This window comes from Pseudidiomarina sediminum DSM 21906 (genome assembly GCF_000423165.1).
GTDB classification, from domain to species: Bacteria; Pseudomonadota; Gammaproteobacteria; order Enterobacterales; family Alteromonadaceae; genus Pseudidiomarina; species Pseudidiomarina sediminum.
In genome coordinates this window covers 962,882-987,879 of the sequence record NZ_KE383983.1, presented here as the reverse complement: position 1 = coordinate 987,879, position 24,998 = coordinate 962,882, and the positions used below count along the sequence as shown (strand labels likewise).

The following is a 24,998-nucleotide window of genomic DNA, read 5'->3' as shown; positions in this document are numbered from 1 at the left end:
GATTACTCCTTCTCCGCGTGAGCGGCTACGATGCCAGCTGCTTGCTCGTCCAATGTATGAACGATGCTCTTAGCACGACCTGCCACAACTGCGTGGATAAGAATTAACGGCAATGCAGCGATAAGACCCATAGCAGTAGTTACCAATGCCATTGAGATGTCGCCTGCCATGATCTTAGGATCACCAGTACCGTACAAGGTGATTGATTGGAAGGTACCAATCATACCGATTACCGTACCAAGTAGACCAAGCAATGGCGCGATTGCTGCGAAAATCTTGATGATGTTCACACCAGAATCGATACGTGGCGTTTCACGTAAAATCGCTTCGTCAAGTTTCAGCTCAAGGTTTTCAGTGTCGTCAGACTTGTTGTCATGATAGACCTTCAAGATACGACCCAAAGCATTCTTCTCAGAAGGCTTACCGGTGTTCTTAAGCTGTGCACGGATACGTGCGTTCTCTGCACCCAAAGTGATGATTTTGTAGATTGCGATAAGTACGCCGAGGATAAGAACCACGGTGATAACGTAACCTACAGTGCCACCTTGGTGATACTGTTCTTCAAGCGTTGCTTTCTGAGTACCAAGGTTCAAGATTTGACCACGTGCAGGGTCAAGGAACACGCTTTCATAACCTGAATCGGCAGCCAAGAAGTTTTCAGCAGCTGAAAGGATGTAACCTTCAGGTTGCTTACCTAGCGGCTGGATTTCTTCAGCTTGGTCGTTATATACGAAATATTCGCCGTCAGACAACAAGTTGAAAACACCGATACGAGTTACGTCACGCTGTTCAGATGAACCATCTAACAAAGTAACTTCAGAGTTGAAAGTAACCACTTTGCCTGATTCTTTCATTTCGGTTAACCAAGCTAACCAAAGCTCTTCAAGTTCTTTGATGGTCGGTACTTCACGCGCTTCAGCGATGCTCTCAAGGACGTCTTCACGACCAGGGTATTGAGCACTTACGATTGAAGTTGCGATACGACCGATAGTGTCGCTTGCTGCACCACGTGCAACACCGACGATTTCACCCAAAGTACCTAACTGGTTTTTCAGTTCGGTTTCTTTGTTTGCTAGGGCAATTTCGTTTTCAGAGAATTCAGTCTGTAAACGCTCGCCACGAGCTTTTTCGTCAGCAAGTTGCTTTTTAGCGCGGTTCAACAAGGCTTGCTTATCAGCACGCGCGTCAGTGAACTCAGCTTCACGTTGAGCATTGATGCGTTGTGATTCAGCACGGTTTTGTTTTACCAACTCAAGCAATTGCTCAAGTGATTTTGCTTCGTTGACTTCTTGCTCTTGCGCATAAGCAGAGCTTGCACCAACAGTTAGAGAGAATGCTGTAGCGACCAGCAAAGATTTCACTAGTTTGTTCATTCTGCTTGCTCCGCTGCGAATACTGGCAATTTAAGAAGATCTGGGGCCGTTTGCTTACGCGCCATACGGATAGCTTTAGTCAAAGCACCCATGTATGAATCGTCAAGCTCTTCCCACTCACCGGTAGTGGTGTTGTAGATCCAACCGTTTTTCATATCAAGCGATTGTGCTAACAAAGCAGCGCGACCGATTTGGAAGAAGTCTACAGAGATTTCTCCACCTTCGACCTGCAACTTACCTTCGTAAGCATTCAAAGCTGAACCGTAGTCCATCTCTGCTTGGTAGGCTTCGGTGATCTGACGGAATTGCTCAGAAGTAGTAACGTTAGGGTTACTCATTACGTCGCGAAGACGCTCAACACGCGCAAGACGGTTGTCACGTTGAATAGGCATATCCAGCTTAACAAACTGCTCCAAAGCGTCGATCATTTTGTACATCAAAGGAACAACACCTTGCTTGGTGCCTTCAATGCCGTCGATCTGGCGCTGTAGAGAAGCCAGTTGTTCGTTCTGACCATCAACAAGACGTTGTACGTGATCGTTGTAAACTTTTAATTGTTCATATTCGTCTACAATCCCACGGTATTCGTATAACAGCTCTTGAGACTGCTCGAACAACGAGTTGATTTTGTCTTGTGAACGTACATCAGCTTGATGTGTCTTTGCTTCTTCGCTCTGTAACGAAGATACTGATTGTGCAGCAGCTGTAGCGCTACCTGCGATTGCTAGCGCACCGACCAAGGCCGCCGCAACTTTGCTTTTATTGATTACTTTGGTCATAGTTCCCAACCAATTTGATTTAACTTTCTGCTGACAACATTACGCCGTCAACTTCCCAGTTATTTGAGTGACGAAAAGAGTTTAATCAACACTTGCAGCTATTACTCATATTATTATGAGCAATAATCTGCTCAATACTCCCACGATCTAGCAAAGGCTGTCAACCACCGAAATGAGATTATTCCGCGCTTTGCGCTGCATAAAAATTCACTTTTCCCACATCTTAAGACAACCTGAAAATAACGGTTATTTTATGTTCGAAAGATGTCATAAGGTTGCAATAATTTGCTTGTAGTGCCGGAGCTAGGCGACGGGACCAAGGTAAGGTATGCTACGCGGCAACGCTTTATTTTTCAGAGAACGTTACGGGTTTCGCTATGGCAATTATTCAACCGGTTGTTTTACAACGCTTAAAAGACCAAATTGAGGCCATGCGTGCGAGCATCTTGAGGTTAGGTATTAGCGAAGAAGCATTTCACGACTGGTTTGATGATCAACTCTTTAAAACTAGCCATAGCGCGCCAGAAGATTATTGTGATGAGTTGCAAAGTAATCTGCGCCAGCTCAATCGCACCGCGAACCCACAGCATCAACAGTGGCTCGCGGCACGGATTGAACAACAAATGCTAGCCTTACACCGAGCGGTGAGTTATTTCCAAGGAAAAGCCTAGCGCGTCGCGGACTTCTGCCGGCAGCGCTGGCAGTGCCGACTTCGGCAATAAGTAGGTCGACATCGCAAAGAAGTCTTTAAAAACACGGTTTTGTTCGGTGGTTCTACGTAGGTAATCGTGCCCAGAGCTGCCACCGGTACCAATTTTCGTCCCTAACATACGTTGTACCATCATTGCATGTTTGTAACGCCAAATGGTCAATTTCTCATCCATTTCAGCAAGCGATGTAATCACCTGCCAAGCCAAGTTAAATGCTGGTTCTTCGCGATACTGAGTGATAAACAGCGCACTTAACATTGCCCGCTGTGACAATTTCACTGCCCCACCCTCACGCAGACTTTGATAACGCTCAGCATCAAACAGTGCGGCAAAATTATCGCGGTTCGTTTGAATACCGGCCAATTCCGTTTCGAGCTGCTGTGCATCCACCGCGTTCTCACGAATGATGGTTTCATCGTGGTCAAGTGCGTCATTTACCGCCTGTTGATACATATCCCAGAACTTAAACTGTTTAAATTCCAGTAACGGCATCCGCGCCAGCCATGCATCAACACGGTCAAATAAGGTTGGTTGCTCTTCAAGTTGCTCAAGATAGTTTCGGTCTTCATCATTCAAGCGGTTGTAGAACGATTGCTGATCAAAGGCGATACGCGTTGCCCGCGTCAAGCCAAGACGGATTTCTAACTCTTTAAATTGAATACTTTGAAAACCAGAGGCCGGAACCAGGTAATCACGAAACTCCAAAAACTCCTGCGGCGTCATGGTTTCGATCACCGCCACCTGATCGTTCATCAAATCTTGAATGGTCAACACACGACGTAATCGATGCGCCACTAAGTAGAGCGCTTTGTCATCAAGTTGCGGCTTACTAAAGTCTTGATGAATGGCCCGCAGCTCGTGCAGCACTTGTTTAAACCAAAGCTCATACACTTGGTGCACAATAATAAACAGCATTTCGTCGTGGGCTTCAGCACCGTACTTAGTGCTATGCGGTTGCTGGGCATCGAGCAGGCGATCGAGTTTCAGATAATCGCTGTAGTAAACAGCTTCTGCATTTTTTGGCATGGGATACTCTTTTGTTGCTTGTTGCTTGTTGCTTGTTGCTTGTTGTTTGTTGCTAGAAAAACAAAAAACAAGAAACAAGAAACAGCTGTGGTTCGTTTCGGAAATTTCTTGGGGGATACAATACAAGCTAAAGCAAAAGAAGGTAAGTACCAATTTGTTGCTTGTTTTTTATTGATGAGGTACAGAAAGAAGAAAGATATGGATAGTTTGTGTCGGTTGTTTTTTTCAAACAGCAAGCAACCAGCAACAACCAACAAACTTAAATTTGGGTGGCGGCCCTGCCAGCTACACCCCGGCACCCACATCCCTGACTACGGCTGCTCCCTTCCGGGCCTGACCGGGTTCGCCAGTTCGTGTTGCGGGGGAACCAACAAGGCCACCATAACGGCGCGCATTATCCATCATTCGACCCAAGGTCGCAAGGGTAAGGCGCGCGCTTGCTTAGTATTTGTGCAACTAACGTCGTTTGCCGTGCAAGGTTTCCGCAATGGCTTCACGCGCTGCATCTGATTTTAACGCTTTAATAAAAATCGCTGCTTCGCGCGAAATACGATCCGCGACAGCTTCGGTCGGTTGTTTCAACAGGCGTTTGGTCGCCCGCAAACCAACCACAGGCTTCGCCGCCAAGGCCGCCGCTAACGCCGCTGTTTGCTCCGCCAACGCGTCATGTGCGACCACTTGATTCACCAAGCCATAATTCAGTGCTTTCGTTGCATCAATGGTATCGCCCAAGAGCAGCAACTCAGACGCGCGCAGATGACCACATAATAAGGGTAACAACTGGCTCGACGCCGCCTCAGGTACCAAGCCCAAGTGAATAAAAGGTAACGCCAACTTGGCACGCTCGCTGACTAACACTAAGTCACAGTGCAACAAAATGGTTGTACCTATACCGATGGCAACGCCATCAACACTAGCAATCACAGGTACGGTTAAACGACTTAAGGTGAACAGGAATTCAAACGGTGGCGCACTCTCATCGAGTTCTTCCATCGCTAAAAAATCATGCAAATCGTTACCAGCGGTAAAGTTCTCATCGGCACCTTGTAACACCACGGCGGCGACGGAGCTGTCACGTTCAGCATGCTCTAGCGCTTGCGTTAAGTCGGTGTACATTTGCTGCGTGAGCGCGTTCTTTTTTTCGGGACGGTTGATCGTCACCCAGACGATGCCGTCGCGCTGTTCTACCTGAATCAGATCAGTCATTGTTACGCTTTTCCCATGCCGCTTTGGTTTTTTCATGTACAGGTACAATCAAATCCAATGCTGTTTGTCCGTCGTCAGGTAAGGTTTCATTATTAGGACGTAATGGCGTGACACGCTGTCCCCACTTAATGATACCTGCACCACAGGTAAGGCCCCCACCAAACACCGCCGAGACAATCGTATCGCCTGGTTTCACAATGCCCTGCTCGACCGCTTCACAAAATGCGATGGGTAAGGTTGCCGATGAGGTGTTACCGTACTTCTGAATGTTAATAACGGTTTTTTCTTCAGGCACCTTGCACATTTTTGCTAGATAATCGATCAGGCGCTTATTTGCTTGGTGTGGAATCAGCGAGTCAATATCGTCCGTGGTTAATCCCGTTTCTTCAAAGACTTTCTCAACCGCGGTGTTCATGCCTTTTACGGCGCGTTTGAAAATTTCTTGGCCTACGAAATTAAACGGCATAATGCCATCAAAGCCAAAACGGTCGAAGCTCATGCCAAACTCAAGTGAGAGCACGTCACGAGCATCAGCGTCACAACTAACGTGCGAAGCCAATAAACCTGACTCGTTATCAGATGCTTCGAGAACCATAGCCCCAGCGCCATCACCAAATAGCACCGCACTTTCACGCTTGGTCCAATCAAGAATGCGCGTCAAACGCTCCGCACCAATGATCAACACCTTCTTGTGTGCACCGGTACGAATGGCTTGAGTGGCGTAATGCATGCCATATAAAAAACTACTACAGGCCGCGTTGAGGTCAAACGCCGCAGCATTTTTCGCGCCTAGGTCGCGCTGCACCGCCGACGCCACATTTGGAATAATTTCATCTGGCGTACAGGTACCGACCAGGACCAGATCAATATCCGTCGGCTCCAAGCCTGCTGCAGCCAAGGCGTTGCGGCCAGCTACCGTAGCAAGCTTTGACGTGCCGACAGCACTTACGCGACGCTCTTCGATGCCCGTGCGCGTGCGAATCCACTCATCTGACGTCTCTAAAAAAGTAGCCAAGTCGTCATTTGTCATGACAGCTGGCGGTAAACATTTTCCCCAACCCGTGATCTCTGCGTATTTTTTCACTGTCTAAAACCTATAGTCACTACCCGTTTTTCGTTATCATAGCACGAATGTTAACAAGAGAAATGTCCGACCAATGGTAAAACATCGAACACCAGCCCCTGCGAGCACTATGCTCCGTAGTCCGCTTGGCAACTGGCAACTGCATCGCTACCCTGTGCGTAGCAACGACCCACTACAAGCCTGGGACGCTGCCGACGAGCTCTTGCATGCGCAACTCGCAACACTGCAACAAACGCAGCTGCCGCAACACCCGTTACTCGTCAATGACAGTTTCGGCGCCCTAGTAGTTGCGGTGGCCACACAATCTTGGTGCAGTTACACCGACTCTTATGTAAGTCATCAGGCCCAGTTACATAACCTCGAACACAATAACTTGCCAACCTCTGGGAAACAGCTCGCGGGCTTAGACACCCTGCCGGCGGACCGCGACCTAGTTTTGATGAAGCTGCCAAAAAGCCAAAGCTTACTCGCTTTTCAATTAGCCAAGCTTAGTGCTGAACTGCCCAGCGGCACGCCTATTATTGTTGCCGCCAAAAGTAAGTTGTTCACTCCCGCCGTCCGGGCATTATTTCAAAACTATTGCACTGACGTATCGGTATCATTGATACAACGGAAATGCCGCATACTGCAAGGCCAATTATCACCAAACCTCGCCGAGGAGGTAGCGTCAACCAACACCTGGCAGGTACCTGAACGAGGCTTAACACTGCATCACTTGCCAGGCGTTTTTGCTCGAAATCAACTTGATATTGGTGCGCGCCTCTTGCTCGACAACTTACCTGCGGCAGGAGCAGAACAGGTCATCGATTTGGGCTGTGGCAATGGCGTGTTGGGTCTCTGCTATGCTAAGCACTCGCCTGCAAGCGCGGTGACCTGGGTCGATGAGTCCTATCTTGCCGTTGCGTCCTGTGCGCGCAACGTCGAAGCCAATCTTCCACCGAGCGATGGCTATCGCTGTGTGGTAGATGACTGCCTCACCCAGCAGGCCGACAACAGCGTCGATCTCGTGTTGTGCAATCCGCCGTTTCACCAAGAACATGCGATCACGGAACATATTGCGCGACAAATGTTCCAAGACGCGAAACGTGTGTTACGCCATGGCGGTGAATTGCGACTGGTCGCGAACCGTCATCTCCCGTATTATCATTTTCTTAAGCGTTTATTTCGTAACGTTAAAACCGTCGCCAGCAATACCAAGTTTATGGTGTTAAGCTGCACGCTTTAATGTTGTCCTTACGAAGCAGAAAAGGTGAATTATGAAAACGTTCGTTACGGCCTGCCTCCTATGTTTGGGTCTTCTGGCGCCAGCAAGCGCTAAGGTACAACCGGATAATCCATTTCCACGGGTGAAGTTTGAAACCTCGTTGGGCGATATTGTGATTGAGCTCAATCGCCATCGCGCCCCTTTAACCGTCGAAAACTTTTTGCACTACGTTGATATCGGCAGTTATAACAACACCATCTTTCACCGTCTGGTGCCGGGCTTTGTGTTGCAAGGTGGCGGTTACGATAACGAGCTGGTGCCGAAAAAAGCCGGCGCCCCCATCGCCAATGAGTCGGGTAACGGTCTAAAAAACAAGTACGGTACCATCGCCATGGCACGTGAAACCGCGCCGCACACCGCGACACGCCAATTCTTTTTTAATCTCGACGACAATACCTCGCTTGATCCAGAGAGTGGCTGGGGCTACGCCGTGTTCGGTGTTGTTGTAAGTGGCGAAGACGTGCTTGAACAACTGGCAAGCGTCGAATCTTTGCCCTATCACACAGAAACGGGGTGGCGCGACTTCCCGCAAGAACCACCTGTGCTTATTCGCGCTGAAGTACTGCCACAACAACAATAATAAGGGTTCGTCATGACCGAACAGCAGAGCACAACCACGCCGTGGTACAAAGACTTTCGTGTGTATCTCGAGCCACGCGTTTGGGTGATTTTTCTGTTCGGTGTTATGAGCGGCTTCCCGTGGGTTTTGATCAGCTCAATGCTGTCAGCCTGGCTGCAAGAAGCTGGCGTGTCACGCAGTGACATCGGTTTATTTGGCTTGGTGTTTGTCGCCTACTCGGTCAATGCACTCTGGTCGCCGTTAGTCGATCGTGTCAAGTTGCCAGTCTTACACCAACGCCTCGGTCAGCGCCGCAGTTGGCTGGCCCTCTGCCTGGTGGTGCTCATCGCTGCGACCTTCTCGATGAGCGGCCTCAACCTCGCTGAGCACACCTTTGCGGTGGCCGTAAGTGCATTGATGATCGCCATCGCATCAGCCACGCAAGACATCGCCATTGACGCCTTTCGGATTGAAACCTTTGGTCAGCATGAAGGCCACTTACAATCGGCTGGGGCGGCGATGGCCACGGCGGGTTGGTGGACCGGCTATAGCGGTCTCGGCGCAGTGCCATTTTTCCTCGTTGACGGTACCACCTGGACTTGGCAAGCGGTCTATCAAGTGATGGTGCTGTTCCTTGCCCTGCAATTACTGTTCGTGTTGTGCATGCGCGAGTCGAAGCGCTACCGTGCTGACACCGCCCCTTTCCAACGCTGGCAGGATTGGTTCAAGGTAACGCTGTACGATCCTGTGGCTGAATTTTTTAAACGTGCCGGCTGGCAGTTGGCACTCGCCATCTTAAGCTTTATCTTTTTGTTCAAAATTGGCGAAGCATTTCTTGGCCGTATGGCGATTGTGTTTTACAAAGAAATTGGCTTTACCAACGATGACATCGGTTTTTATTCAAAAATGGTCACGTGGTGGGTCACCATCATCTTCGCCATTATTGGCAGTATGGTAAATGTCCGTCTCGGTACCATGCGCGGCCTCTTTATTGGTGGCACCGCCATGGCCGCGAGTAACTTAATGTTCGCGTGGATTGCTGCTGTGGGTCCAAATACCAACCTGTTACTCGCCGCAGTCGTTATTGATGGTTTTACCGGTGCTTGGTCAACGGTCGCCTTTGTCGCCTTCATCAGCCTGCTATGTAACCGCGCCTTTACCGCCACGCAATACGCTTTATTAGCATCACTCGGGAATCTGGGGCGTACACTATTGTCATCCTACAGTGGCTTTGTCGTCGACTGGCTCAACGGTGACTGGTCACTGTTCTTTATTCTCACCGCGCTAATGGTCACACCGGGCTTATGTTTATTGCTTTTGCTCCGCAAAGCGATGCATCGTATTCAAGCCCCAGCAGCAACGCAAAGTTAGGAAACGCCACATGACAACGCAACCACCATGGTTGGTGATTGGACAAGGAGCCTTGGGCAGTCTTATGGCCGTGCACTTGGCCAAACTTGGCCAAAGAGTGACCGTAAAGTTGCGTTCTGCGCACCCCGAGCCACTAACGATCATGCATGACAATCAGCCTTGGTCGTTTCCATGTAGCGCGACACTGACGCAACCCAGTACGATTTTTGCCGCGGTTAAAGCCTATCATGTACGGCCTTTGCTTGATGAGCTACAACAGGCCCCCGCTTTCGCAGCGTCGACATTGATCTTAAGCTACAACGGCATGCTTGAAGACGAAGCAAGCTTACTCCGCCCCTCAGACTGCCACTGGGTCACTACCCACGGCGCCTATCGCGATGGCCTCGAGGTCATTCATGGGGGGCATGGTGAGAGTTGGCTTGGCGGTTGCGATCAACCTCCAGCAGCATTTGAGACATTGGCGCAAGCACTGCCGCCCTTGCATTGGCATACGGAGATCCATCAGCGACGTTGGCAAAAACTCGCGGTGAATTGTTTAATTAACCCGTTTACAGTGCTGCATCAATGCCGCAATGGTGAGGTATTGGAGCGACTCGATCATGCCGTGTGGCATGCGGTTGCGACCGAAATTGCAGCCCTCGCGGCCACCCAAGGCTTGCAACTGCAGGCCGACGAACTCTTAGCCAATGCCCAGCGTGTCATGCAACAAACAGCACAGAACCGCTCGTCGATGTTGCAAGATTTTCGCCTCGGCCGTCGTTTAGAAATTGATTATTTGAATGGTTTTGTTGCGCAGGCAAGTGCTACGGCAGGACTCGACGCGCCAGCCAACGATTGGGTCTGGCGGCGCGTCAATGCACTTAGTCAAGATCGGGATCTTCAATAAAGTCGACCACTTCCAAACCAAATCCGGAAAGTGCTGAATAGCGTTTCGGTGAGCTCATCAAATGCATTTGATGTACACCCAAATCGGCCAAGATTTGTGAACCAATACCGACGTTACGTGAGGCATTTGACGCGGCAGCTGTCGGCTTGACTTCACCACGATCTTCGGCAGCAAAACTGCGTACTTGCGCCAGAATATCGCTGGTTGATTGCTCGCGGCCAATGACCACTAACACCCCACCATGTTCGCCAATGTAATCCATCGCATGTGCCAGTGGCCAACTACGTTGCGTTGCCCGATCGGTCGAGAACAAATCGTTGAAGGTATCTTGCAGATGCACGCGTACATTCACCGGTTGCTCTGGATCAATGGCGCCATTCACCAAGGCATAGTGCACTTGATTATCGATGGTATCTTGATAAGCGATTAACTCAAACGCACCATAACGGGTCGGCAGCTGACATTGGGATTGACGCACCACGGTTTTCTCGGTCATCGAGCGATACTCAATTAAATCAGCGATAGTACCGACTTTAATACCGTGCTCGGCAGCAAACTTTTCCAAATCCGGACGACGTGCCATGGAGCCATCTTCGTTCAAGACCTCGACGATCACCGCTGCCGGCTCATAACCTGCAAGACGCGCTAAATCACAACCCGCTTCGGTATGACCTGCGCGGTTCAACACACCGCCTGATTTGGCTTTGAGCGGGAAAATATGACCTGGCATGACCAAGTCCGATGGTTTCGCATCTTTGGCCACTGCAGCCTGTACCGTGCGTGCGCGATCGGCAGCAGAAATACCCGTGGTAACCCCCTCAGCCGCTTCGATAGATACCGTAAACGCCGTCGAATAAGGGGCATTATTTTGATGCACCATCAATGGTAACTTCAACTGCTCGCAACGCTCTTCGGTTAAGGTCAAACAAATCAAGCCACGGCCAAAGCGCGCCATGAAGTTAATCGCTTCAGGGGTGACGCACTCAGCAGCAAGAATTAAATCACCTTCGTTTTCGCGATCTTCGTCATCCATCAAAATGACCATCTTACCTTGACGAATATCTTCGATGATTTCAGCGGCACTATGTAACTGACTCACGACTGTACTTCTCCTGTGGTCGGACGGTCACTTGCATGCAGTGGCCGTGCGCAAATACGTAGATCATGACCCAGCATCGTCACGCTTTCAAAGCGCATTTCAGGGACTTGATCGAGATGATGAAAATTAGGTAGTTGAACCACACCTCGGCTGCTATCGCCAAGGAGTTTTGGCGCCACGTAAAGCACCCATTCGTCAACTAAGCCTGCGCTGGTCAGCGCTCCTGCCAGCTCGGCACCGCATTCGGTCCACACATCGTTGACGTCATACTCTGCCAGTTTGGCAAAAATATCATGCAGTGGCAGCCGTTGCTGAAAACTCTGCACTTCAAGCGTTTGCACGTGTTCAGGCCAGTCGCTCCCTGCTGTCGTCGTGGGGCTAACCACTCGCAACACTGGGCTCGCTTGGGCAAAAAACGGATGTTCAACAGGAACCTGTTGTTGACGATCGAGTAGCACGCGTAGCGGTTGTCGTTCGGCTTGCGGATGGCGTGCGGTCATCAGCGCATGGTCCATCAACACCGTACGAGCGGTGGTCAACACCGCGCCACTTTGCGCACGAAAACGATGCACATCTTCTCGTGCTTCACGGCTAGTGATCCATTGACTGGCACCATTAGCAAGTGCCGTACGGCCATCGACGCTCATGGCCATTTTCAAACGAAGCCAAGGTCGATTGCGCTCCATTCTGGCAATGAAACCTTGATTTAAGGTACGTGCTTGTTGTTCAAGTACACCAACCTGAACCTTAATACCAGCAGCTTCGAGTCGCGCAATACCCTGCCCCGCCACGAGCGGATTCGGGTCACGCATCGCGACGACCACGCGCGCGACCTGTGCTTTAATTAGGGCATCGGCACAAGGTGGCGTACGACCATGATGACTACAAGGCTCGAGCGTGACATATGCTGTCGCGCCTTGGGCAAGCTCGGCGGCTTCGCGCAACGCATGCACTTCAGCGTGAGGTTCGCCAGGACGTTCGTGCCAACCGCGACCGACCACTTGACCATCACGCACAATCACACAGCCGACATTAGGGTTAGGCGGCGTACCAAAGGCACCACGCGCTGCAAGCGCTAAAGCTTGCTGCATGTATTGCTGGTCAGCATCGTGCATAACGGTCTCTCGCTTAGTCATTTAAGCGCGCGATTTCCTCACCGAATTCGCGGATATCATCAAATGCGCGGTACACCGAAGCAAACCGGATGTACGCAACTTTATCGAGGGCTTTAAGGTTTTCCATCACCAAGCCACCTATCACTTGGCTGGTGATTTCGCGCTCGCCAGTGGCGCGTAACGCAGATTTGACGTTTTGAATGGCTTGTTCCATCGCTTCGAGGCTTACTGGGCGCTTTTCTAGCGCACGCAGTAAGCCACTGCGAAGCTTGTCTTCATTGAAAGGTTCACGCGAGCCATCCGATTTGATCACCCGCGGCATCACCAGCTCTGCCGTTTCAAACGTCGTGAAACGCTCTTTACACGCTAGACATTCGCGGCGGCGACGCACGGATGCGCCATCGGCCACGAGCCGTGAATCAATCACTTTAGTATCTTGCGTACCACAGAACGGACAATGCATGACCTTTCCTTATTCAATAAAATCGCTTAACCGTTCACTTATCCGTAAACTGGGAAGCGTTTGCACAAAGCGCGCACACTTTCACGAACTTCAACGATTTTGTCTTCGTTTTCAATGTCATCAAGTACGTCACAGATCCAGTTTGCCACCTGCTCAGCTTCAGCAACTTTAAAACCACGACGGGTAATTGCTGGCGTACCGAGACGCAGGCCAGAGGTAACAAAAGGTGAACGTGGATCGTTCGGTACTGAGTTTTTGTTCACTGTGATGAACGCGCGACCAAGGGCTGCATCAGCGTCTTTACCGGTGATGTCTTTGTTGATCAGGTCCACCAAGAACAAGTGGTTTTGGGTGCCGCCAGAAACGATGTTATAACCGCGTTCTTGCATCACTTTCACCATCGCATTGGCGTTGTCCAACACTTGCTGCTGATAGGCTTTGAACTCAGGTTCCATGGCTTCTTTAAACGCTACAGCTTTGGCTGCAATCACGTGACACAGAGGGCCACCTTGACTACCTGGGAACACACCACTATTCAATTTTTTGTGTAAGGTTTCGTCGTCTTTACCTGACAAAATCAAACCACTACGCGGACCTGCTAAGGTTTTATGGGTAGTCGTCGTCACAACGTCGGCATGTGGTACTGGGTTTGGATATAACCCTGCAGCAACCAAGCCGGCAACGTGCGCCATATCGACTAACAGGTAAGCGCCAACTTCGTCAGCGATTTCACGGAATTTCGCCCAATCAACAATACCTGAATAGGCAGAGAAACCAGCTACAATCAGCTTTGGCTTGTGCTCAAGTGCTAACTCGCGTACTTCTGCGTAGTTAATTTCACCGGTGGTTTCGTCCAAACCGTACTGTACAGCGTTGTACAATTTGCCTGAGAAGTTAACCCCTGAACCATGGGTCAAGTGGCCACCGTGCGCCAAGCTCATACCTAACACGGTATCGCCCGCTTCAAGCAATGCCAAAAACACTGCAGAGTTGGCCTGTGAACCAGCGTGCGGTTGCACGTTGGCATATTTTGCACCAAACAACTGCTTGGCACGTTCAATCGCTAAATCTTCGACCACGTCAACGTACTCACAACCGCCATAATAGCGTTTGTGCGGATAACCTTCCGCGTACTTGTTGGTCAGTTGTGAGCCCTGTGCCTGTAGCACGCGAGGACTGGTATAGTTCTCTGAGGCAATCAACTCAATGTGTTCTTCCTGACGAGCAACTTCGTCAGTCATAGCTTGCCATAGATCAGCATCGTAATCGGCAATGTTCATGGTGTTTTTTAACATTGGGGCTCCTGACTTCATAACGGGACGATGATTTGAGGCAGTAGTTTACCAATATACTTGGGTTCACGCCAACTTAAGGGTTAAAATAGCCGCTTAATTTGCAGCCGATGAAAGGAAGTGTTGCTGATATGGCACAGTTTATCTATTCGATGTCGCGGGTAAGCAAAGTGGTCCCGCCGAAAAAAACCATTCTGAAGGACATTTCATTGTCCTTTTTCCCGGGCGCCAAAATTGGTGTTTTAGGTCTTAACGGTGCGGGTAAATCAACCTTGCTACGCATCATGGCCGGGATTGATACCGAGATCGAGGGTGAAGCGCGTCCACTTGCCGGTACGCAAATTGGTTACTTACCGCAAGAGCCGCAACTCGATGAAAACAAAACCGTGCGTGAAACTGTTGAAGAAGCTGTGGCTGAAGTTAAAGACGCGATGGCAGAACTTGATCAGGTTTACAGCGCCTATGCCGATGAAAATGCCGACTTTGATGCCTTAGCCAAACGCCAAGGTGAACTCGAAGCCATCATTCAGGCGAAAGACGGTCATAACCTCGAGAATATTCTTGAGCGTGCAGCGGACTCACTGCGTTTACCACCTTGGGACGCAAAAATTGGTGTGTTATCCGGTGGTGAGCGGCGCCGCGTGGCAATCTGTCGTTTGTTACTAAGTAAACCTGATATGTTGCTGCTCGACGAACCGACCAACCACTTGGACGCCGAATCTGTCGCGTGGCTCGAACGCTTCTTGCACGACTACGACGGCACCGTTGTGGCGATTACCCACGACCGTTATTTCCTTGATAACGTTGCCGGCTGGATCCTCGAGCTTGACCGTGGTTACGGCATTCCTTGGGAAGGTAACTACTCGTCTTGGTTGGAGCAAAAAGAGAAACGCCTCGAGCAAGAAGAGAAATCTGAGAAAGCCCGTCAGCGTAGCATTAAGCAAGAATTGGAATGGGTTCGTCAGAACCCGAAAGGTCGCCAAGCGAAAAGTAAAGCGCGGATGGCGCGTTTTGAAGAGTTGCAAAGCGGCGACTATCAAAAACGTAACGAAACCAACGAGCTGTTCATTCCACCTGGTCCCCGCTTGGGCGACAAAGTGTTGGACGTGGAACACTTGCACAAAGCCTATGACGGCCGCGTGCTTATCGATGACTTAAGCTTCAGCATTCCTAAGGGTGCCATCGTCGGCATTATCGGTCCAAACGGTGCAGGTAAATCGACCTTGTTCCGTATGATCACTGGTGCTGAGCAGCCTGATAGCGGCACCGTTGAACTCGGTGAAACCGTACAATTGGCAAGCGTCGATCAGTTCCGTGATGACATGGATGACAACAACACCGTGTGGCAAGAAATCTCTGATGGTCAAGACGTGTTGCGGATCGGCACTTTTGAGATCAACAGCCGCGCCTATGTCGGTCGCTTTAACTTCCGTGGCAACGACCAACAAAAGCGTATCGGTGAATTATCCGGTGGTGAACGCAACCGTGTGCACTTGGCAAAATTATTGAAAGCTGGCGGTAACTTATTGCTGCTTGATGAACCAACCAACGACCTTGATGTTGAAACTTTGCGAGCGCTTGAAGAAGCCTTGTTGGAGTTCCCTGGCTCAGCGATGGTGATCTCGCACGACCGTTGGTTCCTTGACCGTGTGGCAACACACATCTTGGATTATCGTGATGAAGGTAAGATTAACTTCTACGAAGGTAACTACACCGATTACGAAGCTTACATGAAAGAAACGCACGGCGAGCAGGCTATGGAGCCGCATCGCGTGCGTTACAAACCTATCGGTTAAAGCACTTGAAGACGTTCGCCGTTTAGGCGAACGTCTTATTTTCTAGTGTGCCGGGGGCAAATTGATCAACAGCAATCGCTGCCAAACGTAATTGCTCCACTTCGACCAAGTGTTCCGCTTCCTCAGCCGTAATAACTTCCGCTGCCAGTGCCGCATCAGCAAGTTCACTACCAGCCAAATCAGGCGCAATCTCTCCGCGCTTCTCAGCTTTTTGCAAACGCTTATATAGCGCCTCATGTTGCTTCATTTTCACAAAGGCAAGCTCCATGTGACCCAACATATCGTTAGCATCATCCTTCCAATAACACAAGAAGGTTTGTCGATCGCGCGCTTTGCCTGGCTCCATCATTGCATCTGCAATGCCTTGATAAAGCGCATCGGCAGGCTTGGCATAACGAATACCCAACGGGAAAATCGCCAACCGCAAGGTCCATGCCATGAAGCGATTCGGGAAGTTGGCAAAAAAGCCACGGAATGCTTCGCCAATGGCATGTAAATGGTGTTGCAACGCATAATCAACAAAGACCAAATCGGTGCTTTGACGCCCGTCGTCTTCGTAGCGTTTCAACACCGCCGAGGCCATGTACAAGTGACTCAGGACGTCGCCTAAACGTGCCGACAGCATTTCTTTACGTTTCAAATCACCGCCCATGACCAGCATCGCCACGTCAGCAGTAAGCGCTAACGCGCGACTCATGCGGGTGAGTTGCTGATAATAGCGCGCAGTAGAGCCACTAATTGGACTCGCATTGAAGCGCGCACCGGTTAAGCCCATCCATACACTGCTAAAGAAGTTACCTGCTGCAAAACCGATGTGTTTAATGAGTAAGGCGTCAAAGTCACGCAAACCTTGCTCTTCGTCAGGGTTCGCTGCGGCATCCATTTCCTTTAATACGTACGGGTGACAACGGGTCGCTCCCTGACCAAAAATCATCAGGTTACGGGTCAAAATGTTTGCCCCTTCCACGGTAATGGATACCGGCGTCGCCATATAACCATGGCCAAGGTAGTTCTTCGGCCCAAGCTGAATGCCTTTGCCAGCATGGATATCCATGGCATCTTCCATCACCTGACGTCCCATCTCGGTCATGTGATACTTGGTCATTGCCGTAATCACTGAAGGGCTTTTCCCTTCACACAAGGCAGCCACCGTCAAACGACGCATCGACTCGATGGAGTAGTTGGTACCACCAATACGCCCCATCGCCTCTTGCACCCCTTCAAACTTACCAATCGGCAAACCGAACTGTTGCCGTACATAAGCATAAGCACCAGTCATTCGTTGGGTAACGTGACCTGTAGCGGTCGCCAGCGCTGGCAACGAAATACCGCGCCCTGCCGACAAACACTCCATCAGCATCTTCCAGCCTTTGCCGACGTAATCTTTACCGCCAATGACCCAATCCAATGGAATGAAAACATCTTTTCCGTAGGTGGTACCGTTCATGAATGCTTGGTTGAGCGGGAAATGACGTTCACCGGTCTCAACTCCAGGGTGATCGGTTGGAATCAACGCACAGGTAATCCCAATCGCTTTTTGGTCGCCCAACAAGCCATCCGGATCATAAAGTTTGAAGGCTAAGCCCAGTACTGTCGCGACCGGAGCCAAGGTGATGTAACGTTTGTCCCAGTTCAGGCGAATACCCAAAACTTCTTTGCCGTCATGCTCGCCCTTGCAGAGTACCCCGCTATCAGGGATCGCCCCGGCATCAGAGCCGGCTTCAGGCGCCGTTAACGCAAAACACGGGATATCCGTGCCATCGGCAAGACGCGGCAGCCAGTAATTTTTCTGTGCTTCGGTACCGTAATGGGTCAGCAATTCACCTGGACCTAATGAGTTCGGTACCATCACCGTAACTGCTGCACTGATTGAGCGGGTGGCAATCCGTGACACAATATGGGAGTTTGCCGCAGGCGAAAACGCTAAGCCGCCAAACTCTTTACCAATGATCATGGCGAAGAACTTCTCTTTACGAATGTAGTTCCACACCGCCTCCGGCAAATCACGGTCTTGCTGCACAATGTTGAAGTCATCCAGCATGGCTAACAGGGTTTCCAGCTGGTTATCAATAAAGGCTTGTTCTTCTTCAGTAAACTGCGGTGGCTTTTGTTGTAAAAACTGATGCCAATCTGGGCGACCACTGAATAACTCGGCGTCCCACCAAACATCACCGGCGGTCATCGCTTCCCGCTCGGTTGCTGAGAGCGGCGGTAGTACCCGTTTGAAGAAGCCAAACATGGGACGGCTGATAAGACTGCGACGGATCTCTTTCACAGCAAACAGCAAGACTGCCGCAACCACTAATAAAATGAGAATTTCCATAACTTACCCTTGCGTATTGAGGTTATTCACTGCAGGCGTCAACGCCACCAGCGATAAAGGGGATCAGACGTTCAACGACCTGATCAGCCGCCACGTCTTCACCAAAATCCGCCGCTGCAATTTCCCGCAACGCCGGACCTGAAACTTGTGCAAACACCGTTGCACCGAGCACAAAGTGCAAGCGCCAGAACATGTCCGCTGGACTCAGTTTCGGATTCGCTTGATGTAAGGTGTCGAGTAACAACGCGATCACCTCACCGAATTGCTCCATGATGTAGCGCCGCAAATGCCCTTGAATCTCTGCATAAGCAAAACCCAGCAAACTTAAAAATAGCGTTGAACCTTGCTCATGTACACCGCGCAATTCCGCTAGCGGACCACGAAAACAATCAAACACCTCGCGCGTGTTAAATTGGTTACGCTCAGCTAAGGCCATTAGTTCAGTTTGCAGCTTTGGCATAAACACGTCCAAGTAACGTGCCATGACAGCTTGGATGAGTGCTTTTTTGGAGCCAAAATGGTAATTGACAGAAGCGAGATTGACGTTCGCTTCAGTGGTGATTTGTCGTAACGACGTCTGCTCGAAGCCCTGCTCTGCGAACAAGGCCTCGGCAGCATTGAGTAGTTTATCTTGTGTAGTCACTGCTTTGGTCATTGTTGCCGCCGTTTAGAACGTCCATTTAAAACATGCGTTTTAATCTAATCCATGTTGACGTTCGGTGCAAGCTGACCAGAGCCTTTAAGTTGCCGAAGTATCCAGCGGCGCAAAGCTCTTAACTAAATCGTCCAGCGCTTTCATTTGCTGTAAATAAGGCTCTAATTTACTTAGCGGCAACGCACAAGGGCCATCGCATTTTGCTTGCTCAGGCTCTGGATGCGCTTCGATAAACAAGCCTGCTAAGCCTAGCGCCATTCCTGAACGTGCAAGTACCGCTGCTTGTGCGCGACGACCATCGGCTGAGTCCGCGCGACCACCTGGGCGTTGTAACGCGTGCGTCGCGTCAAACATGACTGGGGCCATATGGCGCATTTCGTCCATCCCCAACATGTCGACGACCAAATTGTTGTAGCCAAAACTGCTACCGCGCTCGCACAAAATCACATTGTGATTTCCGGCTTCAGCGAACTTCTTCAATATATGGCGCATTTCTTGCGGTGCCAAAAACTGTGGTTTTTTCACATTAATCACGGCGCCCGTTTGAGCCATCGCCACCACTAAGTCGGTTTGGCGTGCTAGGAAAGCTGGTAATTGAATAATATCTGCCACTTCCGCCACCGGCTCAGCCTGATGCGGTTCATGTACATCGGTGATCACCGGCACATTGAAGGTACGTTTGATCTCAGCAAAGATCTCTAAGCCCTTCTCCATGCCCGGTCCACGATAAGAGTGGATCGAGGACCGATTCGCTTTATCAAAGGATGCTTTGAATACGTACGGAATGCCCAAGCGTTGGGTCACTTCAACGTAATGCTCAGCAATGCGCATCGCCAAATCACGCGACTCGAGCACATTCATGCCACCGAACAAAACGAACGGCAAGTGGTTACCCACTTGCACGTCGCCGACTTTAATCACTTCAGTATTAATCACTGTGTATCCTTAACCCGCTGCAATCACGCGCAGGACTTGTCCACAAAGATAAGCGGCATAGGTACCTAACGCGTAACCAAACACCGCCAACAATACCCCAACCGGAGCAAGTGATGGGTGGAAGGCTGAGGCCACCACAGGTGCTGATGCTGCTCCACCTACGTTGGCTTGGCTACCTACCGCCATATAGAAAACAGGCGCTTTAATCAAACGTGCGACCAATAACATGAGGCCAGCGTGAATCGTCATCCACACGGCACCAATCAGGAAGTATTTCGGCGCATCAATGATGGCACTAACGTCCATATGTAAACCAATGGTCGCTACTAAAATATAGACAAATAACGAACCAATTTTCGATGCCCCAACGCCTTCAAGGGTTCGTACACGCGTAAATGACAATGCGACACCGACGGTGGTGGCAATCACAATCAACCAAAAGAATTTTTTGTTCAGGCTAAATTCTTTCAGAACCGGCATATTATCGTTGATGTACGGTGCAATAATATCGGCACCGAAATGCGCTAAACCGGCCACACCAAAACCAACTGCAAGAATAAAAATTAAATCTGGTAGCTTGGCTTCGCGACGATGTTCTGACTCGTATTTTTCGATACGCTCACGAATACCCTCAATAGCGCTGGTATCAGCACCAATGCGCGCATCAATCTTTTTAGCGTTCGCGGCCATGTATAACAACACCGCCATCCAAAGATTAGCTACGATAATGTCGACTGTGACCATGGCTGAGAAAATTTCCCCACCCACTTCATAGACTTCTTTCATCGCCGCTTGGTTCGCACCACCACCAATCCAGCTACCGGCAATGGTCGTCATGCCACGCCATACAGCGTCAGGTCCGGCACCGTTGAGCATTTCTGGGAAAATGATAGAAATAAGCAACAAGGCAATCGGCCCACCAATCACAATACCCAAGGTACCGGTCAAAAACATGATGAGGATTTTCGGCCCAAGACGCATAATCGCTTTTAAATCGAGACTCAGCGTAAGGAGAACCAGACAGGTTGGTAACAAATAGTCCATGACCAACGGATACAGCGCGGTATTACCACCATCGACCACGTTAAATGTATTCAGCAACGATGGCACAAAGTAACACAGCAAGAGCGCTGGTACCCATTTGTAAACCCCTTGCCAAAACGGGTGTTTACTTTGTTGCGTGTAGAAAATTCCCCCGAGGATTACGGCGAGTAAACCAAAGATCACGCCGTCATTTGAAATTAATGGAGCTGCTTCCACGATTACCTCTTATTGTAGTTATGGTGGATAAATCGAGACACCCCACGCGCGCACATCAGTGCAAGGTGGTTTGCGGTCTCGTCCAGTTTTCAAGCTGCAAACGTAGCAGTTGCGCACTCGGATCATCGGGGCATTGTTCGACAAAATACTGATAATCGTCAACGGCAACGTGGTTACAATCCAGCTCTTCGAGAATGTAACCACGATCACGGATTTCATAAGGGTCGTCAGGCAATACAGCTAACAACATATGAACGCTCGTTAAAGCGTCAGCAAAGCGACGATCAGCAATAAAGGCGTGCTTGAGTTCACTGAGGTATCGTACCACGATGGTCTTTTGGTCAGCGGCTTCTAGCTTCTCCCAGCTAAACCGTTCTTCACCTTCCGTGGCATCTTCAAAACGTTCTTGAACTTGTTGGTTATGTAACAGGTCACCACTGCTTGGGTCAACGAAAAAGCTTTGCTGCTGATCGTCGAAACGCAGTAATGGGTGACCTGGAAAATCAATTAGCTCGAGCACCAGTCCATGATAAGACGCGGCCTCTTGCAACAATAATGCGAGTGATAAGGGCTCCCCCGTACGCAAGCGGATAGCGCGGTCAAGCAACACCCGCTTACTGGTCAGCAAAGGCTCTGGCGCTTTACTAAACCCCAGTTGCCAATAGAAAGCACGACACAATTTTCGTAGTCGCTCAATGCCGTCAACCTCAGCAAGTTGCTGTTGTTCACCCATGGCATTGAGTTGCTGATAAAAAGAACTGACGTAGTGGTCGCTATCGGCATTAAATACCCGACTTACCTCCCATAGAATTTCGATGGTCGGTAACAACTCGTGATCCACATGTTCTAAATATGAAAACTGCATACTACCCTTTACTTTTAACAACTTAACCTAGCAATGCTTGCTTGCTGTAAGCAACGTGCAACAGCATTGCTATCCAGCCCATCGCCACCACAAAAGCGCCGTAGCGTAACCATGCACGCTGCGCCTTCATTGCGATCAAACCGAAGACAATATACCCCACCAAGCCTACCAGCTTATTCAACAACCAAGGGGTTTCCCAAGGCCACTGCTGCCAGTGTACCAACATGCCAACAATGGTCAGCAAAAGGAGGGTATCAATAATATGCGGGACAATTTTAACCCACTTCTGTTTCGCGACAGAGGCGTCCATGCTACGCCAAATAAATCGCAGCACGAATAATAACACACTTAGCGCAACGATACTGACATGGAGATGTTTAAACGCAATAAACGGCATAACTTCAGATCCTTATTATTTGAGTTCTTTTACGGCTAAAGCTGCACTTGGAAAACGTGCTTCGAGCATTTCTTGAATGCTATTGAGGCGCACTTCGAGCGCCGCCCGCTGTGCCTCAACATACATAATATCGCGATACGAACGTAGCGCCGACATCACGCTGGTAAAAAGCTTTTGTGAGGTCAGCTCGGTTTTCGCTTTATAGTCATTGATATCGTAATTCATCACCACTGCGCGCTCAGGTGCCTGCCCCGGCTGACCGGTGCGTAAGATAATCCGAATTTGGCGATTGCCACACTCGTTACGAATATAGTTGGCGACCTGCAGGCCAGCGTCATCGGTTTCCATGACAACATCCAACAAGGCCAAAGCTAAGTCGGGATGAGCGTCAATTTTCTCACGGGCTTCAGCTAATGAATGCGCGCTAATAAATTCTAAACCAGCCCCCTCGAACACCACATCCATCAATGCCAAGCGGGTGACGGCGTGCACTTCTTTCTCGTCATCAACAATCAGCACTTTCCACTTTTCTTGGCTACTGTTGTCATCGTCTTTCACTGGTTCAGGTTGTTCATTCGCAAATAAAAAGTCATTCGACATCTGTCCGTTCCTTTTCTGCGGTTAACCAACGTCCGTAGGTGATGCGCTCGACACCGCCCAAGTCTGCCTTGCTGGCAACATCGTGATAACCAGCCTCACGTAAACGTGCACGACACCCCTGCGCTTGCTGCCAGCCGTGTTCGAGCACTAACCAGCCACCCGCATTTAGGTAGGCCGGCGCTTGCTTGATAATCTGTTCTAAATCGGCGAACCCCTCGGCCGCCGCAACCAGTGCCGAATGCGGCTCAAACCGCACATCACCTTGCAGCAGATGCGGATCATCCGCCGCGATATACGGCGGGTTACTGACAATCATGGAAAACGCTTGTCCCGCCAACGCACTGAACCAGTCACTTTGCCTTACATCGACCTGCAACCGCAAGTGTTTTGCATTTTCTGTGGCAAGTGCCACCGCAGCCGCTGATTTGTCCACCGCGGTGAGCTGCCACTGCGGTCGCTCACTTTTGAGCGCCAACGCAATGGCGCCCGTGCCAGTGCCTAAATCTAAAACCTGTTCATCCAGTTGCCCTAACTCAAGCGCAGTTTCGACCAAAGTTTCTGTATCTGGACGCGGAATCAAGGTGCTGTTATTGACCTTCAACGGCAGTGACCAAAATTCACGTTCGGCCAATAGGTGAGCGACGGGAACGCCTTGTTGGCGTTGCGCCAGCAAGGCTTGAAATTGGGCATAGCAACGCGCGTCAAGCTCTCGCTCAGGCCAGGTCAAAAGGTAGGTACGGGGCTTTTGCAGTACGTGCGCCAGCAGTACTTCAGCATCAAGCCGCGGTGTTTCACTCGCGGCTAAGGTTTGCTGTGCGTGTTGGAGCGCCAGCCCGATTTGCATCACTTAATCCTGCTCAGCGAGCGTCGCTAATTGGTCCGCTTGATACTCTTGCAACATGACATCGAGAATGAGATCCAAGTCGCCATTGAGAACTTCATCAAGCCGGTACAAGGTCAAGTTGATCCGATGATCACTCACTCGGCCTTGCGGATAGTTGTAGGTGCGGATACGTTCCGAACGGTCACCACTACCGACCAAACTGCGGCGGGTTGACTGCTCTTCTTGACGTCGCTTGTCATCGGCTTGCTGCTGCAAGCGCGCTTGCAACACCGACATCGCTTTGGCACGGTTCTTGTGTTGCGAGCGCTCGTCCTGACACTCCACCACAATACCTGACGGGAGGTGAACGATACGAATCGCTGAATCGGTTCGGTTCACGTGCTGACCACCGGCACCAGAGGCACGGAAGGTATCGACGCGTAAGTCGGCAGGATTAATCTCGATAGCTTCGGCTTCAGGCACTTCCGGAAGTACGGCAACCGTACAGGCTGAGGTATGCACACGGCCTTGCGATTCGGTTTCAGGCACGCGCTGCACGCGATGACCGCCCGACTCAAACTTCATCCGCCCGTAAGCACCGTCACCTGACATGTGCGCGATCACTTCTTTATAACCACCATGCTCGCCTTCGTTGGCGTTCACGATACTGATTTTCCAGCCGTTTTGCTCAGCGTAACGGCTATACATACGGAATAAATCACCAGCAAAAATGGCCGCTTCATCACCGCCTGCACCGGCACGGATCTCGAGGTAACACGGATGGTCATCGTTCGGATCCCGAGGCAAAAGTAAAATCTGTAATTGTTGTTCGAGCTCTTCTTGCCGCTGTTTCGCTTCGTTCAGCTCCATTTGCCCCATTTCACGCATCTCAGCGTCGTCTTCGGCCAACATTTCTTCTGCCGCTTGGGCATCTTCTAAGGTTTGTTGATAGGCACGAAAACACGTCACCAGCTCTTCTAACTGTGAATACTCGCGTGATAACGCACGAAAACGGTCTTGGTCCGCAATAATGCCAGCGTCACTTAACAAGTGCTGGACTTCTTCATAACGCTCTAAAAGAGCTTCAAGTTTGCGGGTAATCGACGGGTTCATCAT

At 50.2% G+C, this 24,998-nt stretch carries 23 protein-coding genes, 1 other RNA gene and 1 pseudogene; 6 read left to right on the top strand and 19 right to left on the bottom strand.

Annotated features, from left to right (window positions below; genetic code table 11):
* Nucleotides 1-2: 2 nt before the first annotated feature.
* Together G535_RS0109930 and G535_RS0109925 are read right to left on the bottom strand one after the other, a co-directional pair.
* Nucleotides 3-1,373, bottom strand: a complete 1,371-nt coding sequence (locus G535_RS0109930) for a MotA/TolQ/ExbB proton channel family protein (RefSeq protein WP_026861921.1) — start codon at nucleotides 1,371-1,373, stop codon at nucleotides 3-5.
* A complete protein-coding gene (locus G535_RS0109925; RefSeq protein WP_026861920.1) occupies nucleotides 1,370-2,152 on the bottom strand; it encodes a DUF3450 domain-containing protein in 783 nt (260 codons plus the stop codon). The genes G535_RS0109930 and G535_RS0109925 overlap by 4 nt, the downstream gene beginning before the upstream one ends.
* A gap of 377 nt (nucleotides 2,153-2,529) precedes the next feature.
* Here G535_RS0109925 and priC point away from each other — a divergent pair, with 377 nt between their 5' ends.
* A complete protein-coding gene (gene priC, locus G535_RS0109920; RefSeq protein WP_026861919.1) occupies nucleotides 2,530-2,823 on the top strand; it encodes a primosomal replication protein PriC in 294 nt (97 codons plus the stop codon).
* Here priC and G535_RS0109915 read toward each other — a convergent pair.
* The 4 genes from G535_RS0109915 to G535_RS0109905 form a co-directional block, all read right to left on the bottom strand.
* Nucleotides 2,785-3,888, bottom strand: coding sequence for a tryptophan 2,3-dioxygenase family protein (locus G535_RS0109915; protein WP_026861918.1), 1,104 nt, complete (start codon nucleotides 3,886-3,888; stop codon nucleotides 2,785-2,787). The two genes, priC and G535_RS0109915, sit on opposite strands and share 39 nt — an antisense overlap.
* Before the next feature lie 276 nt (nucleotides 3,889-4,164).
* Nucleotides 4,165-4,261, bottom strand: an RNA gene (gene ffs, locus G535_RS14100) — signal recognition particle sRNA small type.
* A gap of 83 nt (nucleotides 4,262-4,344) precedes the next feature.
* Entirely contained in the window at nucleotides 4,345-5,094 is a 750-nt protein-coding gene (locus G535_RS0109910; RefSeq protein WP_026861917.1) for an enoyl-CoA hydratase-related protein, read from the bottom strand.
* The gene (locus G535_RS0109905) at nucleotides 5,087-6,178 is read right to left on the bottom strand and encodes a ketoacyl-ACP synthase III (protein ID WP_026861916.1); all 1,092 of its coding nucleotides are present in this window, start codon (nucleotides 6,176-6,178) and stop codon (nucleotides 5,087-5,089) included. The genes G535_RS0109910 and G535_RS0109905 overlap by 8 nt, the downstream gene beginning before the upstream one ends.
* A 109-nt stretch (nucleotides 6,179-6,287) precedes the next feature.
* Here G535_RS0109905 and G535_RS0109900 point away from each other — a divergent pair, with 109 nt between their 5' ends.
* The 4 genes from G535_RS0109900 to G535_RS0109885 are packed head-to-tail and all read left to right on the top strand — an operon-like array spanning nucleotide 6,288 to nucleotide 10,258.
* The gene (locus tag G535_RS0109900; RefSeq protein WP_026861915.1) at nucleotides 6,288-7,403 is read left to right on the top strand and encodes a methyltransferase; all 1,116 of its coding nucleotides are present in this window, start codon (nucleotides 6,288-6,290) and stop codon (nucleotides 7,401-7,403) included.
* Between the two features lie 31 nt (nucleotides 7,404-7,434).
* Nucleotides 7,435-8,022, top strand: a complete 588-nt coding sequence (locus G535_RS0109895; protein WP_026861914.1) for a peptidylprolyl isomerase — start codon at nucleotides 7,435-7,437, stop codon at nucleotides 8,020-8,022.
* Nucleotides 8,023-8,034: 12 nt separating this feature from the next.
* Entirely contained in the window at nucleotides 8,035-9,372 is a 1,338-nt protein-coding gene (locus G535_RS0109890; protein WP_026861913.1) for an AmpG family muropeptide MFS transporter, read from the top strand.
* A 10-nt stretch (nucleotides 9,373-9,382) separates the two neighbouring features.
* Nucleotides 9,383-10,258, top strand: a complete 876-nt coding sequence (locus tag G535_RS0109885; RefSeq protein ID WP_026861912.1) for a ketopantoate reductase family protein — start codon at nucleotides 9,383-9,385, stop codon at nucleotides 10,256-10,258.
* On the opposite strand, the gene ribBA is transcribed toward G535_RS0109885, so the two are convergent.
* Genes ribBA through glyA form a run of 4 tightly spaced genes read right to left on the bottom strand, consistent with a single transcriptional unit; the run spans nucleotide 10,233 to nucleotide 14,230 of the window.
* Nucleotides 10,233-11,357, bottom strand: a complete 1,125-nt coding sequence (ribBA, locus tag G535_RS0109880; protein WP_026861911.1) for a bifunctional 3,4-dihydroxy-2-butanone-4-phosphate synthase/GTP cyclohydrolase II — start codon at nucleotides 11,355-11,357, stop codon at nucleotides 10,233-10,235. The genes G535_RS0109885 and ribBA overlap by 26 nt on opposite strands.
* Nucleotides 11,354-12,472: a bifunctional diaminohydroxyphosphoribosylaminopyrimidine deaminase/5-amino-6-(5-phosphoribosylamino)uracil reductase RibD gene (gene ribD, locus G535_RS13425; RefSeq protein WP_034728404.1), complete on the bottom strand. Its 1,119-nt coding sequence runs from the start codon at nucleotides 12,470-12,472 to the stop codon at nucleotides 11,354-11,356. The genes ribBA and ribD overlap by 4 nt, the downstream gene beginning before the upstream one ends.
* Before the next feature lie 13 nt (nucleotides 12,473-12,485).
* Complete coding sequence (gene nrdR / locus G535_RS0109870) at nucleotides 12,486-12,935, bottom strand: transcriptional regulator NrdR (RefSeq protein WP_026861910.1); 450 nt, start codon at nucleotides 12,933-12,935, stop codon at nucleotides 12,486-12,488.
* Between the two features lie 38 nt (nucleotides 12,936-12,973).
* Complete coding sequence (glyA, locus tag G535_RS0109865; protein WP_026861909.1) at nucleotides 12,974-14,230, bottom strand: serine hydroxymethyltransferase; 1,257 nt, start codon at nucleotides 14,228-14,230, stop codon at nucleotides 12,974-12,976.
* Nucleotides 14,231-14,358: 128 nt separating this feature from the next.
* Between glyA and ettA the strand changes: the two genes are divergently transcribed.
* Nucleotides 14,359-16,023 (top strand): energy-dependent translational throttle protein EttA, encoded by a 1,665-nt coding sequence (gene ettA, locus G535_RS0109860; RefSeq protein ID WP_026861908.1) that lies wholly within the window; start codon nucleotides 14,359-14,361, stop codon nucleotides 16,021-16,023.
* A gap of 22 nt (nucleotides 16,024-16,045) precedes the next feature.
* On the opposite strand, the gene G535_RS0109855 is transcribed toward ettA, so the two are convergent.
* The 9 genes and pseudogenes from G535_RS0109855 to prfA all read right to left on the bottom strand — a co-directional run bounded on the left by G535_RS0109855 (nucleotide 16,046) and on the right by prfA (nucleotide 24,995).
* Complete coding sequence (locus tag G535_RS0109855; protein WP_026861907.1) at nucleotides 16,046-18,346, bottom strand: acyl-CoA dehydrogenase; 2,301 nt, start codon at nucleotides 18,344-18,346, stop codon at nucleotides 16,046-16,048.
* Between the two features lie 22 nt (nucleotides 18,347-18,368).
* Nucleotides 18,369-19,001 (bottom strand): TetR family transcriptional repressor PsrA, encoded by a 633-nt coding sequence (psrA, locus tag G535_RS0109850; protein ID WP_026861906.1) that lies wholly within the window; start codon nucleotides 18,999-19,001, stop codon nucleotides 18,369-18,371.
* A gap of 84 nt (nucleotides 19,002-19,085) precedes the next feature.
* Nucleotides 19,086-19,934, bottom strand: a complete 849-nt coding sequence (kdsA, locus tag G535_RS0109845; RefSeq protein WP_026861905.1) for a 3-deoxy-8-phosphooctulonate synthase — start codon at nucleotides 19,932-19,934, stop codon at nucleotides 19,086-19,088.
* Between the two features lie 12 nt (nucleotides 19,935-19,946).
* Nucleotides 19,947-21,197 (bottom strand): DUF819 family protein, encoded by a 1,251-nt coding sequence (locus tag G535_RS0109840; protein WP_026861904.1) that lies wholly within the window; start codon nucleotides 21,195-21,197, stop codon nucleotides 19,947-19,949.
* Between the two features lie 55 nt (nucleotides 21,198-21,252).
* On the bottom strand, nucleotides 21,253-22,062 hold the full coding sequence (locus G535_RS13925) for a SirB1 family protein (protein WP_026861903.1): 810 nt from the start codon (nucleotides 22,060-22,062) through the stop codon (nucleotides 21,253-21,255).
* A 22-nt stretch (nucleotides 22,063-22,084) separates the two neighbouring features.
* On the bottom strand, nucleotides 22,085-22,459 hold the full coding sequence (locus G535_RS0109830) for a SirB2 family protein (RefSeq protein ID WP_026861902.1): 375 nt from the start codon (nucleotides 22,457-22,459) through the stop codon (nucleotides 22,085-22,087).
* A gap of 93 nt (nucleotides 22,460-22,552) precedes the next feature.
* Nucleotides 22,553-23,059 (bottom strand): annotated as a pseudogene (locus tag G535_RS0109825) (response regulator); the annotation flags it as partial.
* Nucleotides 23,049-23,903: a peptide chain release factor N(5)-glutamine methyltransferase gene (gene prmC, locus G535_RS13415; protein WP_034728005.1), complete on the bottom strand. Its 855-nt coding sequence runs from the start codon at nucleotides 23,901-23,903 to the stop codon at nucleotides 23,049-23,051. The gene prmC and the pseudogene G535_RS0109825, both read right to left, overlap by 11 nt.
* Nucleotides 23,904-23,906: 3 nt before the next feature.
* On the bottom strand, nucleotides 23,907-24,995 hold the full coding sequence (gene prfA / locus G535_RS0109815) for a peptide chain release factor 1 (protein ID WP_026861900.1): 1,089 nt from the start codon (nucleotides 24,993-24,995) through the stop codon (nucleotides 23,907-23,909).
* Nucleotides 24,996-24,998 lie beyond the last annotated feature (3 nt).